The following is a 15,581-nucleotide window of genomic DNA, read 5'->3' as shown; positions in this document are numbered from 1 at the left end:
TCCTTGAGCAAATGACAGGGTCAGGCGCTGACGGCCTTCGGGGCCAACACCTGGGGTGTGGGGGCATCGGCGTAGAACCGCCGGGCGACATCGGGGTGCGAACGCAGGCGGCCCTTGAGGTAGTTCCAGCCGACATCACGCAACAACGGGTTGTCGGGATCGCTGGCCGGACCCCGCGCCTCACGCAGCAGCGCGGTCGGCAAGGGGTACAGCGGCACCACCGCATCCAGTTGCGCGCCGAGGAAGAAGGCAATCGACAACCGCTCCTGCCCGGCCGGCGGTGACTGCACGCGATGCACCGTGGCCCGCAGATAGCCGTTGGTGGCCAGTTCGAGCAATTCGCCGATATTCACCACCAGGGTGTTTTCCCGTGGTAACGCATCGATCCAGCGGCCTTCCTCGATCTCCACTTGCAGGCCGGCCTGCCGGTCCTGCAGCAGGAAACTGAGGAAACCGGAATCCTTGTGGGCGCCGACGCCCTGGTTGCTCTCGTCAGCGCTGCGGCCGGGATAGCGGATCAGCTTGATATGTTCATTGGGCTTGTCGCCGTACAGCGGGTCGAACGCCCCTTGCGGCAATGACAGCGCCTGGGCAAAGGCCCGCAACAGGCGTAGCGACATCCGGGTCATGGCCTGCTGCCAGTCGAGCAACAGGGGCTTGAGCTGCGGCAGCGCCGCCGGCCACAGGTTCGGTCCTTGCAGGCGCGCCCAGGTCGGCGTGTGCTCATCCAGCGCCAGGGCTTCGCGTTCGGCACCGATATCGAATTGTTCGCGCAGGTCCGGCTGGCCTCGGGTGATCTCCGAGGCGGCGCGGTTGTAACCACGAAAGTGCGGTGAATGGATCATGCCGACGGCATTTTTTTCCGCTTCGGGCAGGGCAAAGAACTTCCAGGCATGATCCTGGACCTGCTTGAGCAGATTGCCGTCGATACCGTGTCCGGTGAGGTAGAAAAATCCGACGTCACGGGCGGCGTGACGCAGTGCATCGAGAAATTCCTGGCGCTGTTCGACGCCGCCATCGAGCGCCGAAAGGTCCAGGAGCGGCAACGCGGTGATGTCCAGCGGCTGCGGCATGGGTCACTCCCTGTGGTCTGGAAACATTCGTCCTGATATCCGACACCCCGCCGCAGTAACTTGGGCGAGCTGCTGAAATCCCGTTGCCAACAAAACTATCCGATCTTAAAAAATCGTAATAAATATCTTTTTAGAATTAGCTTAGGTTCACCCCGACTTGCCCAGTGCAGGCAGAAAAATGACTGGCCGTTGCCGGCACGATTCTTCTAGAAGGCTCTGGAACAGAGCTTGTAGAGAGCCCCCGAAAAAACCACTTATTCCAAAAAAGAATCAAATCATTCTTTTATATTCTTTTGTCGTTTATTCATCGGACTGCAAGACTCGGCGCCAGAATCATCCATCAAGTGTTGAGATCACCATGAAAAAACTGACTGCCCTCACTGCCCTCACTCTCGCCGTTCTCTCGGGCCTGGCCCACGCCGACCGCCTGGAAGACATCAAGAAATCCGGCGTCCTGCGCGTCGCCTCGTTCGACAGTAATCCACCTTTCGGCTTTATCGATGCCAAGAGCAAACAGATCGAAGGCCTGGACGTCGACTACGCCAAGGCCATTGCCGACAAGCTCGGGGTCAAGCTCCAGCTGCAACCGACCAACCCGGCCAACCGTGTCCCACTGCTGGTAGCCAACAAGGTCGACCTGGTCCTGGCCAACTTCACCATCACCCCGGAGCGTGCCCAGCAGGTCAACTTCAGCATTCCCTACTTCAGCTCCGGCCAGCAATTCATCGTCAAGAAAGGCACCCTCAAGTCCCAGGATGACCTGAACAAATGGCGCGTGGGCGTGGACAAGGGCACGGTCAACGAAGGCGTACTGCGGGAAAAATTCCCGGGCGCCAAGGTCGTCGCCTATGACGACACCCCGTTCGCCTTCACCGCCCTGCGCAACGGCAATGTCCAGGCAATCACCCAGGACGGTCCGAAACTGATCGGCCTGCTGGCCAACGTGCCGGACAAGGACAAGTACGAGGTTCCGCCCTTCACCATCTCCAATGACCTGATCGGTGTCGGCCTGCCCAAGGGCGAGACCGCCCTGACCGAACTGGTCAACCAGACGCTGGTGGAACTGGAAAGCAAGGGCCAGGCGCAGAAGATCTACGACACCTGGTTCGGCCCGGACACCAAGACCCCATTGGCCCGCCTGTACAAGATCGGCGACAAGAGCTGATCGCCCTCCCCGCCGTACACCCACAGCCTGCGCGGTTCTCCGCGCGGGCTCTTTGTATTCTGGATGGACACCGTGATCGATGTTTGGTGAATTGCTCGGCCCGCAGTACCTGAAATGGCTGTTCGATGGATTTGTCCTGACCGTGGCGTTGTCGGCCGTGGTCTGCCTGGTCGCCACCGGGCTGGGTTTCCTCGTCTGCCTGGCGCGCCTCGGCCGCTCGCGCCTGATCGCCTGGCCGGCACGCACCTACCTGGCGTTGTTTCGTAATACACCGCTGCTGGTGCAACTGTTCTTCTGGTATTTCGGCGTCAGCGCCCTGTTGCCCGAAGGCCTGGTTAGCTGGCTGAACCTGCCCCATGACGTGAGCGTGGCCGGCGTGGAAATCAGTTGGCCGTCGTTTGAATTCATCGCTGGCTTCTGGGGGCTGACCCTGTATACCTCGGCGTTTATCGCCGAAGAGTTTCGTGCCGGCGTCGCCTCGGTGCGCCCGCAGCAGCGCGAAGCCGGTATCGCCATGGGTTTCCGACCGGCCCAGGTCTGGCGTTACGTGGTGCTGCCGCAGGCCTTGCGCACCGCCCTCGGCCCCTTGCTGGGGCAATACATGAACGCATTGAAGAACTCCTCGCTGACCATGGCCATCGGCCTCGCCGAGCTGTCCTACGCCTCGCGCCAGGTGGAGACCGAAACCTTCAAGACCTTCCAGGCCTTTGGTTTCGCCACCCTGTTGTACATTCTCAGCATCGCGCTGATCGAAACGGCCGGACAATGGATCCGCCAAACCAGGCGTTATCGCCAGGGAGCCGCATAAGCCATGGACTTTTCCGTTATCAGCGACAACCTCGACTACTTCCTGATCGGCGCCTACCCCAACGGTCCCCTGGGCGGCGCGGCGCTGACCCTGCTGCTGAGCGTGCTGTCAGGGATTACCGCCGCCGTCCTGGGCCTGGTGCTGGGCATTGCCTTGAGTACCCTCAAGGGCTGGCCGCGGGGAATACTGATCACCGTGCTGGGTTTCCTGCGGGCAATCCCGGTGCTGATGCTGATTTTCTGGAGTTACTTCCTGCTGCCGATCGTCTTCCATGTGGACATACCGGCGCTGTTCACCGTGGTCTGTGCCCTCTCGCTGATCGGCGGCGCGTACCTGGCGTACTCGGTCCATGCCGGTATCCAGAGCCTGCCGGACGGCCAGTGGGCAGCGGCCCGCGCCCTGGGCATGCGTCCCGTCCAGGTCATGCGCCTGATCATCCTGCCCCAGGCCCTGCCGATCATGCTGCCATCGTTCCTCAATCAGTGGATCTCGCTGATCAAGGACACCTCGCTGGCCTATGTGATCGGCGTGGGGGAACTGTCCTTCGTCGCCACCCAGGTCAGCAACCGGGTGATGGTCCACCCCACGGAGATATTCCTGTTCGTGGCCCTCGTCTACTTCCTGATCTGCTCCAGCCTCGATCTGCTGGCCGGTTTCGCCACGCGCAAACAGCAGGTGAAACGCGGCTGATTCAAGCGTGGGAACGATCATCCCTCAGGTATTCAGGAACTGCGTCAGCGATTCCCCCAGCGCATCGAACACCAATGCGATGCGCTGGACCCGGCGCATGTCCTGGTGCATGGCGATCCAGACGTCCACGGCAAAATCCACCTGCCCGGGCAGTACGCGCACCAGGCCATGACGCCGCGCCAGTTGGCTGGAGCAGACGCCGATGCCTAGCCCCGCACGCAACGCCGCCCACTGCGCAAGGTGGTCGTCGGTGCGAATCAGCGTACGCTGCACCGTGCAGTCGAAGCCGTGCTCGCGCAGAAACTGCAGCTCCACCAGGTTGCGATCCGGCCCGATCAGCGGGTAATCGTCGAGCTGCGCGACAGTGTCCGGGGTCCCCTGCTCGGCCAACAGTTCGGCGGTGGCATAGAGACCGACCCGCAGGTCGCCGACCTTGCGCGTGACCACGGCCGCCTCGGTCGGCCGGCGGATACGCACCGCCACATCGGCCTCCTGTCGGGACAGTGCCTGCAGCCGGTTCGACACGCTGAGCTCGACGGCCAGTTGCGGATGGGCTTGCCGCAACGTGCGCAACATCGGCGGCAGTACCTCGACGCCCAGCAGTTTGCTGCTGGTCAGGCGTACCGTGCCGCCCGTCACATCGGCATCTGCCGACGCCGCGCGGTTGAAGGCGTTGGCCGCCATGGCCATGGCCTCGACATGGCTGATCAGGTCCTTGGCCATGTCCGTCGGCAACAACCCGGCCGGCGAGCGGATAAACAGGCTGACGCCCACACTCTGCTCCAGCGCTTCGATCCGCCTCCGCGCGGTGGCCTGCGCGATCCCCAGCAAACGTGCCGCTCCCGATAGACTGCCAGCACGCAATACCGCCAGAAAGGCACGCTGGGTTTCCCATTGTAGTTGAGGGGTGTTCATACATTTCCTGTGAGCCGCTGGGCAACTTTGGCTGATTTTCTTTCGTGAGGCACGGCCTCATGCTGGTCAAGCATATCCCACGGGCGGTTATCCCAGAGCTTATGCCGCGCCCGCAACCTGAATACTGAAGGAGTTCTCCCATGTCCCTCACTGGCCAATGCCGCTGCCACGCCGTGAGCTACACCCTGGCTGCCGACGTTCAGCTGGCGGTCTATGCCTGCCATTGCCGTGATTGCCAGACCTGGAGCGGCAGCGCCTTTGCCCTGCACGCGCTGTTGCCGGGAAACACCCTGCACATCAACGGTCCGCTCACGGAATACGCCCATGACAGTAACGGCGTGCATTCGCATCACTACCTGTGCGGTGTGTGCCATACCCGTCTCTACAACACCACCAGCGCCGCACCGGGCCTGCACGTGCTGCGCGCCGGCACGCTGGACAACAGTCCCGCCCTGCAACCCGTGGCGCATATCTGGGTGCAACACAAGCAAGCCTGGCTGACGCTGCCCGACGGTATTCCCAGCTGGCCGCGAAGCCCTACACCCGAGGCGTTCGCGGCGGCGTTGAGCTAGCCACATCGCGCCTATTCCGGCGAAGAATAGAAGCTATGCCGGCCGCCTCCCTAGCGATCACGGGACCGGCCTGTGACCATGACCTGGCGATTGAACACTTAATCACTCAGGTAACCCTCATGACCCTGCAAGCAAAACTCGACGCCTTCAAGGCCGACTTCGTCGGCGGCAAACCACCTTACAACGCCCCGCCGGAAGTTCATGCGGTGATGAAACGGGCCACCGACGAACTGATTGCCAGTGGCCTGGCCGAACGCACCCTGAAAGTCGGCGACCTGGCCCCGGCGTTTATCCTGAACGACCCGGACGGCAACCCGGTGTCCTCCGCCGAGCTGTTGGCCAAGGGGCCGCTGGTGGTGAGTTTCTATCGGGGCGTATGGTGCCCCTATTGCAACATGGAGCTGCAAGCCCTCGAGGAGGCGCTACCCAGGTTCCGCGCACTGGGTGCCAACCTCGTGGCGATCTCGCCGCAGATCAAGGCCAACAGCCGCAAGTCGGTACGCCAGAACAACCTGACCTTCCCGATCCTCAGCGACACCCACAACGACGTCGCCGCGGCATTCGGGCTGCGCTTCAGGCTGCCGGACTACCTGATCGAGCTGTATCGTGGCTTCGGCAACGACCTGCCGACGTTCAACGATGATCCGGCCTGGACCCTGCCCATGCCGGGACGTTTCGTGATCGCACAAGACGGGCGAATCACCTACGCGGAAGTGAACCCCGACTACACTCTGCGCCCCGATCCGGAGGAGCTGTTGCCCGCCTTGCGCGGTTGAGCGGCAAGCACTCGAAACCGTCACACCGGTGACGGTTTCAACGGATTTCCAGCGATTAATCGACCAGGTCGACGTGCCCGACGCCCTCCATTTATTGTGCAGACGTCGCCAGAACGTTCGCCTACCGTGGCAAACGATCAACTCCACTCAATTTACCAGGCAAAGGACTACAGCATTCAACGACGAGTCTGGCTATTTCATCCGGTGCGTTTGGGTCGACGATCGGCGCTAGCGTAACGGAGACTCACTGTGGGGTGAGCTTCCTGATCAGTCTCAGGCGCAGGAGGCACAATGGCACTGACAATTACACTCTACGACGCGCTGACCGCCGTCAGCGTTCCATCGGAAAAGTCCAGGGCAGTAGTCGATGCCTGGGAGGCTGAAGTGGAACAACTCGCATCGAAATCCGACCTCAAGCAAGTCGAGACCCAATTGCGTGCTTCGATCAAGGAGCAGGGAGATGAACTACGAGTCTCGATCAAACAGCAAGGGGACGAACTGCGCACCATGATCAAAGAGCAAGGGCTTGAACTGCGCTCCATGATCAAGGAGCAAGGGGTTGAACTGCGCTCCATGATCCAGGAACAGGGAGCCGAGCTGCGCGCTTCGATCAAGGAGCAGGGCGCCGAATTTCGTGCCTCGATCAGGGATCTGCACTCCTTGCTCCGGGAACAGTCCGTCGAGCAACGCGCTTCCATCAAGGTCCTGCAATGGAGCGTCGGTGTGACCTTCCTCTGTGTCGCGGCCCCGTTTATCAGAAACACCTTCGAACTGTTCAGCGGATAACACCCGGGCAAGCCGGTACAGCGATTACGGGGAATTGCTGACAAGCAGGAATAAATGGGGTGGGCAGCGTGTTTCCTTGTTCAGGTAACACGCCGCCCTGCTTTCTCCATTGGAAAATATCCATGTCTACAGATGTCCTCCTGCCGCCCTCGCCAACGCCCCTTCAAGAGTTGTTTCGTCATTCCTACGAGCGTCCCGATGCAGTCGCCTTGATAGCCGATGGCGATGTCTGGACCTATCAACGCCTGGCCGGCGAGGTGGTGCGGCTGAGCAACGGCCTGCGCCGCGCCGGCATCCGTCCCGGTGACCGGATCACCTTGGTAGTCAGGCCGGCGCCGGTGTATGCGTTGTTCCTGTTCGCCGCCATGATGACGGGCAGCATCGCGGTGTCCCTCAAGACCGAACTCACGGCCATCGAACTCAACGAGTTCCTGCACCGGCAGCGACCGGCACTTTTCATCCATGACGCCGATCTGCAGGATGTCGTCGCCCGGATGGACCCTGCGCTGCTGGAGCGCAGCCGACGCTTTCTCTCCGCTGGCGACGGTCCGGATTCCTGGCGACAACTGCTCGACGATATGGACGCGACAGAGGTGCCTCTACCTTCGGATATCGACTCGCCGTTCCTGTTGCTCGCCACCTCCGGCACCACGGGCACACCGAAGCTGGTTGCCTATAGCCAACGTGTCGTCGCCCACGTCACCAGCGCCTTGAACGCATGGCAGATAGACACCGACAGTTGCCTGATCGGCAGCACCGCGGTCGCGCATATTTCCGGCTCGCTTCTGCTGCTGGTTACGATCATCAAGGGCTGCAAGGAGGTCATGCTCGCCCGTTTCAATGCCGAAACGGTGCTCGACGTTATCGAGGAGCACCGTGGTACGGCGATGTTCGTCGCGCCGTTTATCTGCATGCCCCTGGTCGAGGCGCAACAGAAGCGTCCACGGAATATCAGCTCGCTGCGCGTCTGCGGCGTCGGTGGCGATGCCTGCCGACCACAGGTTGCACAGGCCTTCGAAACCACCTTCAAGCTGCAACTGGGCAACACCTACGGCCTGACGGAGTGTATCGGCAGCATGGTCTTCGGCTCGGACCATGCCTCCCTGCGCGCCGTACCCGGATGTGCGCGCCTGGTGGATGGACAAGGTGCCGAGGTCGTCCCGGGCACGGTGGGCGAACTGCAAATGCGCGGCCCGAATCTGAGCCTGGGCTACTGGACCGGGCCTGGCGATATCGTCAGCCATACACGCGATGGCTGGTTTGCCTCGGGCGACCTGATGCAGCAGGACAGCAACGGCGACTATCGCTATGTCGGCCGCTGCAAGGACCTGATCATCAGCAACACCCTGAATATCTCGCCGATAGAGGTGGAGAACCAGTTGATCCAGCACCCTTCGGTGGCCGATACCGCCGTGGCCGGGGCACCCGACGACGAGTCCGGGCAGCGGGTGGTGGCCATCGTCAGGCTGACTGCCGATGCCGACCCCGCCGGTGCCGCCGATGAAATCCTCGACTGGCTGCGAACCCGACTGGCCAGTTTCAAGCTGCCAGAGCGGATCGTGATCGCCACGGCGATCCCGCGTAATGCCCTGGGCAAGATCGTGCGTAGCGAGGTGGTAAGGATTGCGATTGAGCGCTACTCGTAACGCGCCCTCTCAACCCTGCCAGCCCAACCCCAGCGCCTTGTGCAGCGAAGCAAAATCCTTGAGCAGTTCACTGTCGCCACTGACGCGATTCTGCTCGGCATCGAAGCGTGTGCGTTCGGCATTCAGCCAGTCCAGGGTACTGGCGGTGCCGGCGTCGTAGCGTTCACGGGTCAGGCTGGCCGCACGCGCGGAGGACGCTTCGATATCCCTCAGCAGCACCACGTTCTCACGCTGGTGACCGTAACGCGCCAGGGCCACATCGGCATCGCGCAATGCACCGAGGACCACGCCGCGATAATGTGCCAGGGCTTCGTCGAGGCCACCTTCGGCACTGTCGATATTCGCCGCCACGCGACCGAAGTCCAGGGCGTTCCAGGTCAGTCGCGGGACCAGCAGCCAGGTGGCGTTGTCCTTGCGCATCAGATGCGAAGGCTCGGCGGCGCTGAAACTGAGGTCGCCGGTCAGCGACAGCTTGGGAAACCAGTCGGCCTTTTTCTCACCGACCTGGGCGCTGCTGGAAGCCAGTTGGCGCTCGGCAACCCGGATATCCGGACGGGACTTGATCAGCACCGCCGGATCGGCGACCGGCACGCTCGCGGGAATACGGGGAAGCCCGCGCGGTTGGCCGAGACGACTGTCCAGCTCGCCCGGTTCCAGGTCACAGAGCACCGCCAGTTGGTCCAGCGACTCGATGATCTGCGCCTGCAACGGCAGGCGCTGCGCGCGGGTGGTCTGCCATTGGGTGGTGACTTGCTCCAGTTGCAGTTGCGAAGCCACGCCACGACTGCGGCGCTGCCGGGTCAGGTCGACCACCTGCGCTTCCAGATTGGCCGAAGCATCGACCAGGGCCAGGCGGGTCTGTTGGTCACGCAGGCCGACATAGGCCTGCACGACTTCGGCGGCCAGTTGTACCTGGGCATCGGCCAGGGACTCGGCCGAAGCGTCGGCGCTGGCCGAGGCGGCTTCGATGGCGCGCCGCGTACCGCCAAACAGGTCCACCTCCCAACTGGCATCGAAATCCGTCAGATACAACGACAACGGCCCGCGCCCGCCACTACCGCTGTCCTGCCCCGTCAGGCCGGAAAGGTCGGGGGAACGCAAGCGGATCGCCGTGGCATTGGCGCTCAATTTCGGCCGGCCGGCCGCTTGCTGGCCATGCAGCCCGGCCCGCGCCTGGCGCAGACGCGCCTGGGCCACGTGGATATCCGAGCTGTCGTCGAGTGCGGTTTCCACCAGGCTGTCGAGTTGTGTATCGCCCAGGGTACGCCACCAGTGGGCAACCGCCGGAGTACTGGCAACGCCCGCATCGGCATGGGCGAAACGCCCGGCCGCCAAGGTCTTTTCCGCCACCACGGGCGCACCGTGGTAATCGGGGCCGACGGTGCAACCGGCGAGCAGGCCCATGAGCAGGGCCGAAATCAGAGTTCTGTCGATCATCGTGCGGGGCTCACCGGAAGAGGTGGTTTCTTGAGGAAAAAGGCCAGGGGAATGCACAACGCCAAGGCGATACCCAGCAGGTAGAAACAGTCGCTGAAGGTGATCACCGAGGCTTGCAGGGCAATGTCGCGGCTCAACTGGCCGATCGTCTGCAATTGCGCCTGTGCCTGGTCACCGGTCTGGCCCATGAACGCCGCGGCCTGTGCCGCCATATGCTCCTGGCCCAGGGTGCTGTTGGCGGTTAGCGACTCACGGATCATCGCGTCGTGATAGCTGTTGCGCCGGTCGATCAGCACACCGGTCAGGGCCAGGCCGATGGAACCGCCGATATTGCGCGACATGTTGTAGAGCCCCGCCGCCTCGCCTTTTTCATGGACCTGGACCGCCGCCATGCTGAGCTGGTTGAGCGGCATCATCGCCAGGATCTGGGCGAAACCGCGCACCAGTTGCGACGCGTCGAAATCATGGCCGACGCTATCGACCGTGAGGTTCAGGCTCATCATGCAACTGATCACGAACAGCACCAGGCCGGTGCTCACCAGCCAGCGACTGTCATAACGCTGCATCAACCGGGGCAGGAACGGCATCAGCAGAAAGGCCGGTATGCCGGACAGCAGCATGATCGACCCGGACTGCTGGGCGTTGTAGCCGGAAATGCTGCCGAGAAACTGCGGCAACAGATAGGAGACGCCATAGACTGCCGCCCCCACCGTCGACACGATCAGGATCACGCTGGCATAACGCGGGTTGCGCATCAGTTCGAGCTTGACGATCGGCTTGGGCGCGCTGAACTGGCCGAAGGCGACCAGGATAAATCCCAGTAGCATCAACAGGCTCAGGCCGACGATCAGCGAGGACTCGAACCAGTGTTCGCGCTGGCCCTCTTCGAGGATCACCGTCAGCGCACTCAACCCCAGGGCCAGGCCGAGAATGCCCAGCCAGTCGGCCTTGATGAACTGCTGGAAGTCGGCTCTTTCCGGGCGGATGCCGGTCCACAGCAAAGTGACCAGGGCCAGGCTGATGGGCAGGTTGAGAAAAAAGCACCAGCGCCAGCTGGCGTTCTCGGTCAGCCAGCCGCCGAGCACCGGCCCCAGCAACGGTCCCAGCAGCACGATCAGGCCGAACATCGACATGCCGATCGCCATCTGATGCCTGGGCAGGCGCGTACCGATGATGGTCTGTGCCGTGGGAATCATCGCGCCACCGGCAAAGCCCTGGCCGACCCGCGCCAGGATCATGCCGGTGAGGCTGGTGGACATGCCGCAGAAGAATGAAAACAGCGTGAAGGTCATCGCCGTGCCCATCAGGAAACGACGCAAGCCAAAGACCCGGGTCAGCCAGGCCGCGAGCGGGATCATGACGATCTCCGACATCAGGTAGCCGGTGGAGATCCAGGTGCCCTCCGTGCCCGAGGCGCCGATCTGGCCCTGGATCTGCGGCAATGCCGAGTTGGTGATGGAAATATCCAGCGTCGCCAGCAGGGCGCCCAGGGCGCCGGCCGCGACCGCGATCCAGTCGGTCACCGAGGCATTGGCCTCCGGCGCGGGCTCCGGCGTTGCCGCGACCGGCGCGCTGTCAGCCATGGTGACGGGTATCCACGTCGACGGTCACCGACAGGCCCGGCATCAGCACGGCACGCGCCGACTCCGGGACATCCAGCTGGATTCGCACCGGAACCCGCTGCACGATCTTGGTGAAGTTGCCGCTGGCATTCTGCGCCGGCAACAACGCGAACTGCGAACCGGTGCCAGGCGAGAGGCTGTCGATATGGCCGCGCAGGTCTTCACTGCCCAGGGCGTCAACGTGCACCGTCACCGCCTGGCCGGGTTGCATATGGTGAATCTGGGTTTCCTTGAAGTTGGCCGTCAGGTACAGCGCTTGCACCGGCACCACGGTCAGCAGACGGGTACCCGGCTGGGTGAACTGACCGACCCGCACACTGCGATCGGCCACCCGACCGGCCAGGGTGCTGATCACGGTGGTTTCGTCCAGGTCCAGTTGGGCCTGCCGGGCACTGGCCTGGGCCACCGCCAGTTGCGCCTGGGTCTGTTGCAACTGCGCCTTGAGCGTGCCGATACGGGTCTCGGCCGCCCGCAGCGAAGCCTGATGCGCGACCAGGCCGGTGCTGGCCTGGGCCAGTTGATTGTTGAGGTCGGCCAGATGCTCTTCGGTCTCGGCCCCGGAGCGGGCCAAGGGCGCGTAGCGCTTGACCTGGGTCTGGGCATGGCGCAGGTCGGCATTGGCGCCATCGAGCTGGGCACGCACCTGGGCAATGCTCGCCCCCTGCTCCACCAGTTCGGCTTCGGCCCTGGCAACATCAGCCTGGCGCGAGGCCACGGTGGCCTGGGCTTCGTCCAGCGCGGCCTGATACTTGCGGTTGTCCAGGCGTACCAACGGCTGACCGATAGCGACGGTCTGGTTGTCGCTGACCAGTACCTGGGCAACATAACCACCGACCTTGGGCGCCACGGTCATGCTGTCGGCCTGCAGGTAGGCGTCATCGGTGGTTTCCACAAAGCGCCCGCTGAACCACCAGTGCGCACCCCAGCCGGCCACGGCCACTACCGCGAGAATGCCCAGTCCGATCAGGGCTCGTGGCGGTTTGCCCCGGCGCCCTGGAGGGTTGCCGGCAGACACGGGTTCAAGACGGCCATGCTGACCGATAGGTTGATCGACGGACATGCCGCACTCCAAAATATTCCAGTTGGTAAAAAATGCGGCGATGGCGAATTTATGTCAAGTGATATAATTTGTTGGTTATCTCTTTTTCAGGTTTCCCCATGGCACGACATCGACCAGCAAAGGAAGGCGGTTACCAACGCGGCGAGGAAACCCGCCTGCGCATCATCGAGGCGGCGGTGGACCAGTTCGCCACTCATGGTTTCGAAGGCGCCTCGACCCGCCAGATCGCCACGGCCGCCGGGGTCAACGCCCCGGCGCTGCAATACTATTTCGACAACAAGGAAGGGGTTTACCTGGCCTGCGTCGAGCACATCCTCGCGCAGCTCTGGGCACAGCTGACGGACGAGGTCTCGGCCGCCGAAGCAGCGCTGGCCGATCCCCACGTCGATGACCGGACATTGATCGAGCGTTACCTGGACATTCTCGGCGTCTTCCTGTCATTCATCCTCGAGACACCGGAATCCGCCGACTGGCGTCGCTTCATGGCCTGCGAGCAGGCCGGCATGGGCCCGCCGTCGGCCGCGACGCTGATGGAGCAAGGCCTCAACCAGCGCCTCTCGCACGTTACCCGCTCCATCGTCGCCCGCCTGACCGGGCGACCCGTCGATGACGAAATCACGATCATCCGGACCATGGCGTTCAACAGCCAGAGCATCGTCTTTCGCGTGAAACGCGCGCCCATTCTGCGGGCGCTGGGCTGGGACACTATCGACCAGCAACGCATGGAAACCGTGCGTGACGTGATGCTGGCACAAAATCGCCTGACGCTGCTGGCGCTGGTCCACGAGCGCGAGGCGCAACGGTGAGCTGATAGGTCCTCGTAGTGATCGTGAAGCTTCCCGCTCGGAGTAAACAGCAAATGATCAGAAATGTAGGACGGATCTGATTTTCTCCAACCCCATTCATCTAAACAGTCTCGGAAAGCAGAATCATCCGCCAACCTTTTGAATAAGGAACAACGGATGTCCACTCACAACGACCGAATACTTCGCACAGACACTATCTGCACCGTCCAGGAAGTGATCTGTGGCCCGCAGATCAAACACTGGATCGAGTTCCAATTGCTCGATGAGCAGGGTGAGCCTTTGGCGAACCTGCCTTGGCGGGCGGTCAATGACGCCACCCGCGCAGCCTGCGCGCCCGAATGCTCGGGTGAGAGTGATGCCGAGGGTGTGATCCGTATCGAGGGCCTGCATCCGATCCCCATTACCCTGCAACTGGCCGCCAACCCCCTGGCCGAGCAACTGCAAACCCGTCGATTGCGCGCCGAGCGGGCCGAGCCTCCACTGCCAGGCTTCGGTGATCGTACCCCGCTGTATGGTCCGCAGCGCGCGGGTTTCTCCCCTATCGAACAGCAGGCACGCGCGGCAGGCTATGGTTACCACTACCTGCGTATCGGTCAGCTATGCGACCAGTTGCCGACCCTCGATCCGCCCCTGGTGGATCCGAAGCAGCCCCCTGCCTTTCACTTTCCGGACCGGGACTTTGGCGGTTTCACCGTCAGCGACGAGGAGCTGGATCGTCACCATGTGCTGGAAATCTGCCCGTTACGTGCATGGTCGCTGGTACTGCATCACCAGGCCGAATACAGCCTGGCGAATGCCTACAACCTGGGGTTGATGAGCATCCTGTCTTACAGCACGCGGGGTCACCCGGACTATGGATCCGTCAAAGAGTTCTTCGAGCGGCAATGCCTGGATCTGTCGCGCACGCCACGGGTATGGGATGAGGGCCAAATGTGGCCTTGCCTGGTCACCGACGTTCCCTTCAGTGATCGCTACACCCTATTTGAACCGTTGGACACCGCCAAGGCCGATCCCCCGGAGAGCCATACCCAGTTGTTCTACGCCATCAGTGCCTCCCAGGTGTTGGTCGCTTGGCGTGGCACCGAGATGGCGTTTCCCTTCACCGATCTGGCGACGGATGTGACCTTCCGCCCGGTCAAGCCGGAGGTTGCGGTCAACTGTGAACCCAAGGTGCCTTGTCCTGATCTGACCCCGCAGGGGCGTGTGCACCTGGGTTTTCGCGAGGCGTTCGAAGTGGCGCGAAGGATCTATGACAGAGATCTGGGCAAGACGGTTCCTGAAATGTCCGAGGAGAGACAATTGTTTATCTGCGGCCACAGCCTGGGCGGCGCCCTCGGCCTGATCCATGCGGCGGCACTAAAAGACCAAAATCCGCTGCTCTACACCTACGGCATGCCCCGCACCTTCACCCTCAAGGCCGTACAGGGCCTGGACGAGGTCAAGCATTTCCGTCATGTCAACGATACCGACACCATTTCCAGCGTGCCGCCCGAGGCCGAACTGGATAACTACCTGTACAACCTCTATGGCCCATTGGGCACCACCCTGGGCTTTACCTGGTCGCTGCTTCAGTTGGCCACCAGCCCGTTGTTCAAATACGACGATCCCTTTTGCCATCACGGCAAGATCGCCATGTTCTACAGGGCCGAGCAGCACCGGGAGGCTCAAGGGTCGAGTTCCCCGACTTTTCGTGGCAAGGACGGGCTCGGCGCGCCCTACCACACCACCCTCGCCTACCGCCTGCCGGAAAAGGCCAAGCTCTACCTGGTGCCCCATCTGAACGAGGACACCGACCGGCAGGCCGAGCACGAGCAGAAGTGCTTCACCGATTGCTTGAGCCGCGAAAGCCGGGCCGGGCTCTTTGCGCCTTACCGCAACCTCAAGGCCGGCCAGCTGATAGGCATCGGCAATCACTTTATGTCGCAATACCAGCCCTATATCCACAATCAGTTGCTGGAGTCGATCGAACCCGCGCGTGATCCCTTGATGGAGCGTCAGACGCAACGGCAAAAATTCGAACAGCAGATGACGGAAAACGCCATAAGCATTCCCGAGCATGAACTCGCCCGCAACCGGGTCTTTCTCGACTTGCAGAAGCAGGTGAGCCAGGCCTTGAACGTCACCCGACGGGCCGAGGGTGGTGTCGAGGCCTTGCAGCGATTCGATGCCGTGACCGACCCACGGACTTATTACGAAAAAACCTACGGATAAACCCGTTGATACGG

At 62.3% G+C, this 15,581-nt stretch carries 14 protein-coding genes; 9 read left to right on the top strand and 5 right to left on the bottom strand.

What is annotated here, in order from left to right:
* Window positions 1-20: 20 nt before the first annotated feature.
* Entirely contained in the window at window positions 21-1,073 is a 1,053-nt protein-coding gene (locus HX851_RS01530) for an isopenicillin N synthase family dioxygenase (protein WP_177057142.1), read from the bottom strand.
* A 358-nt stretch (window positions 1,074-1,431) separates the two neighbouring features.
* On the opposite strand from HX851_RS01530, the gene HX851_RS01525 reads away from it, so the two are divergent.
* The 3 genes from HX851_RS01525 (at window position 1,432) to HX851_RS01515 (ending at window position 3,736) form a co-directional block, all read left to right on the top strand.
* Window positions 1,432-2,238 (top strand): ABC transporter substrate-binding protein, encoded by an 807-nt coding sequence (locus HX851_RS01525; protein ID WP_177057143.1) that lies wholly within the window; start codon window positions 1,432-1,434, stop codon window positions 2,236-2,238.
* Window positions 2,239-2,317: 79 nt separating this feature from the next.
* Window positions 2,318-3,046 carry an amino acid ABC transporter permease gene (locus HX851_RS01520; protein WP_177064712.1) on the top strand — a complete coding sequence of 243 codons (729 nt, stop codon included), beginning with the start codon at window positions 2,318-2,320 and terminating at the stop codon, window positions 3,044-3,046.
* 3 nt (window positions 3,047-3,049) lie between these two features.
* Entirely contained in the window at window positions 3,050-3,736 is a 687-nt protein-coding gene (locus tag HX851_RS01515; protein ID WP_177064710.1) for an amino acid ABC transporter permease, read from the top strand.
* A gap of 24 nt (window positions 3,737-3,760) precedes the next feature.
* Here HX851_RS01515 and HX851_RS01510 read toward each other — a convergent pair whose 3' ends face one another.
* Window positions 3,761-4,651: a LysR family transcriptional regulator gene (locus tag HX851_RS01510; RefSeq protein ID WP_177057146.1), complete on the bottom strand. Its 891-nt coding sequence runs from the start codon at window positions 4,649-4,651 to the stop codon at window positions 3,761-3,763.
* Window positions 4,652-4,791: 140 nt separating this feature from the next.
* Here HX851_RS01510 and HX851_RS01505 point away from each other — a divergent pair, with 140 nt between their 5' ends.
* The 4 genes from HX851_RS01505 (at window position 4,792) to HX851_RS01490 (ending at window position 8,431) form a co-directional block, all read left to right on the top strand.
* Entirely contained in the window at window positions 4,792-5,223 is a 432-nt protein-coding gene (locus tag HX851_RS01505; protein ID WP_177064708.1) for a GFA family protein, read from the top strand.
* Window positions 5,224-5,342: 119 nt separating this feature from the next.
* Window positions 5,343-5,999, top strand: coding sequence for a peroxiredoxin-like family protein (locus HX851_RS01500; RefSeq protein ID WP_177057147.1), 657 nt, complete (start codon window positions 5,343-5,345; stop codon window positions 5,997-5,999).
* A gap of 291 nt (window positions 6,000-6,290) precedes the next feature.
* The gene (locus tag HX851_RS01495; protein ID WP_177057148.1) at window positions 6,291-6,785 is read left to right on the top strand and encodes a DUF1640 domain-containing protein; all 495 of its coding nucleotides are present in this window, start codon (window positions 6,291-6,293) and stop codon (window positions 6,783-6,785) included.
* Between the two features lie 122 nt (window positions 6,786-6,907).
* Window positions 6,908-8,431 carry a class I adenylate-forming enzyme family protein gene (locus HX851_RS01490; RefSeq protein ID WP_177064706.1) on the top strand — a complete coding sequence of 508 codons (1,524 nt, stop codon included), beginning with the start codon at window positions 6,908-6,910 and terminating at the stop codon, window positions 8,429-8,431.
* Window positions 8,432-8,440: 9 nt separating this feature from the next.
* On the opposite strand, the gene HX851_RS01485 is transcribed toward HX851_RS01490, so the two are convergent.
* The 3 genes from HX851_RS01485 to HX851_RS01475 are packed head-to-tail and all read right to left on the bottom strand — an operon-like array spanning window position 8,441 to window position 12,550.
* Complete coding sequence (locus HX851_RS01485) at window positions 8,441-9,868, bottom strand: efflux transporter outer membrane subunit (RefSeq protein WP_177057150.1); 1,428 nt, start codon at window positions 9,866-9,868, stop codon at window positions 8,441-8,443.
* Window positions 9,865-11,451: an MDR family MFS transporter gene (locus tag HX851_RS01480; RefSeq protein WP_177057151.1), complete on the bottom strand. Its 1,587-nt coding sequence runs from the start codon at window positions 11,449-11,451 to the stop codon at window positions 9,865-9,867. The genes HX851_RS01485 and HX851_RS01480 overlap by 4 nt, the downstream gene beginning before the upstream one ends.
* A complete protein-coding gene (locus HX851_RS01475; protein WP_177064704.1) occupies window positions 11,444-12,550 on the bottom strand; it encodes an HlyD family secretion protein in 1,107 nt (368 codons plus the stop codon). Before HX851_RS01475 ends, HX851_RS01480 begins: the two co-directional genes overlap by 8 nt.
* Window positions 12,551-12,648: 98 nt before the next feature.
* Here HX851_RS01475 and HX851_RS01470 point away from each other — a divergent pair, with 98 nt between their 5' ends.
* Together HX851_RS01470 and HX851_RS01465 are read left to right on the top strand one after the other, a co-directional pair.
* Complete coding sequence (locus HX851_RS01470; protein ID WP_177064702.1) at window positions 12,649-13,356, top strand: CerR family C-terminal domain-containing protein; 708 nt, start codon at window positions 12,649-12,651, stop codon at window positions 13,354-13,356.
* A 156-nt stretch (window positions 13,357-13,512) separates the two neighbouring features.
* A complete protein-coding gene (locus HX851_RS01465) occupies window positions 13,513-15,567 on the top strand; it encodes a lipase family protein (protein ID WP_177064700.1) in 2,055 nt (684 codons plus the stop codon).
* Window positions 15,568-15,581 lie beyond the last annotated feature (14 nt).

Source organism: Pseudomonas gingeri (assembly GCF_013385635.1).
GTDB lineage: Bacteria > Pseudomonadota > Gammaproteobacteria > Pseudomonadales > Pseudomonadaceae > Aquipseudomonas > Aquipseudomonas gingeri_A.
The sequence above is the reverse complement of the archived record's forward strand: the minus strand, read 5'-3'. Positions and strand labels throughout refer to the sequence as shown.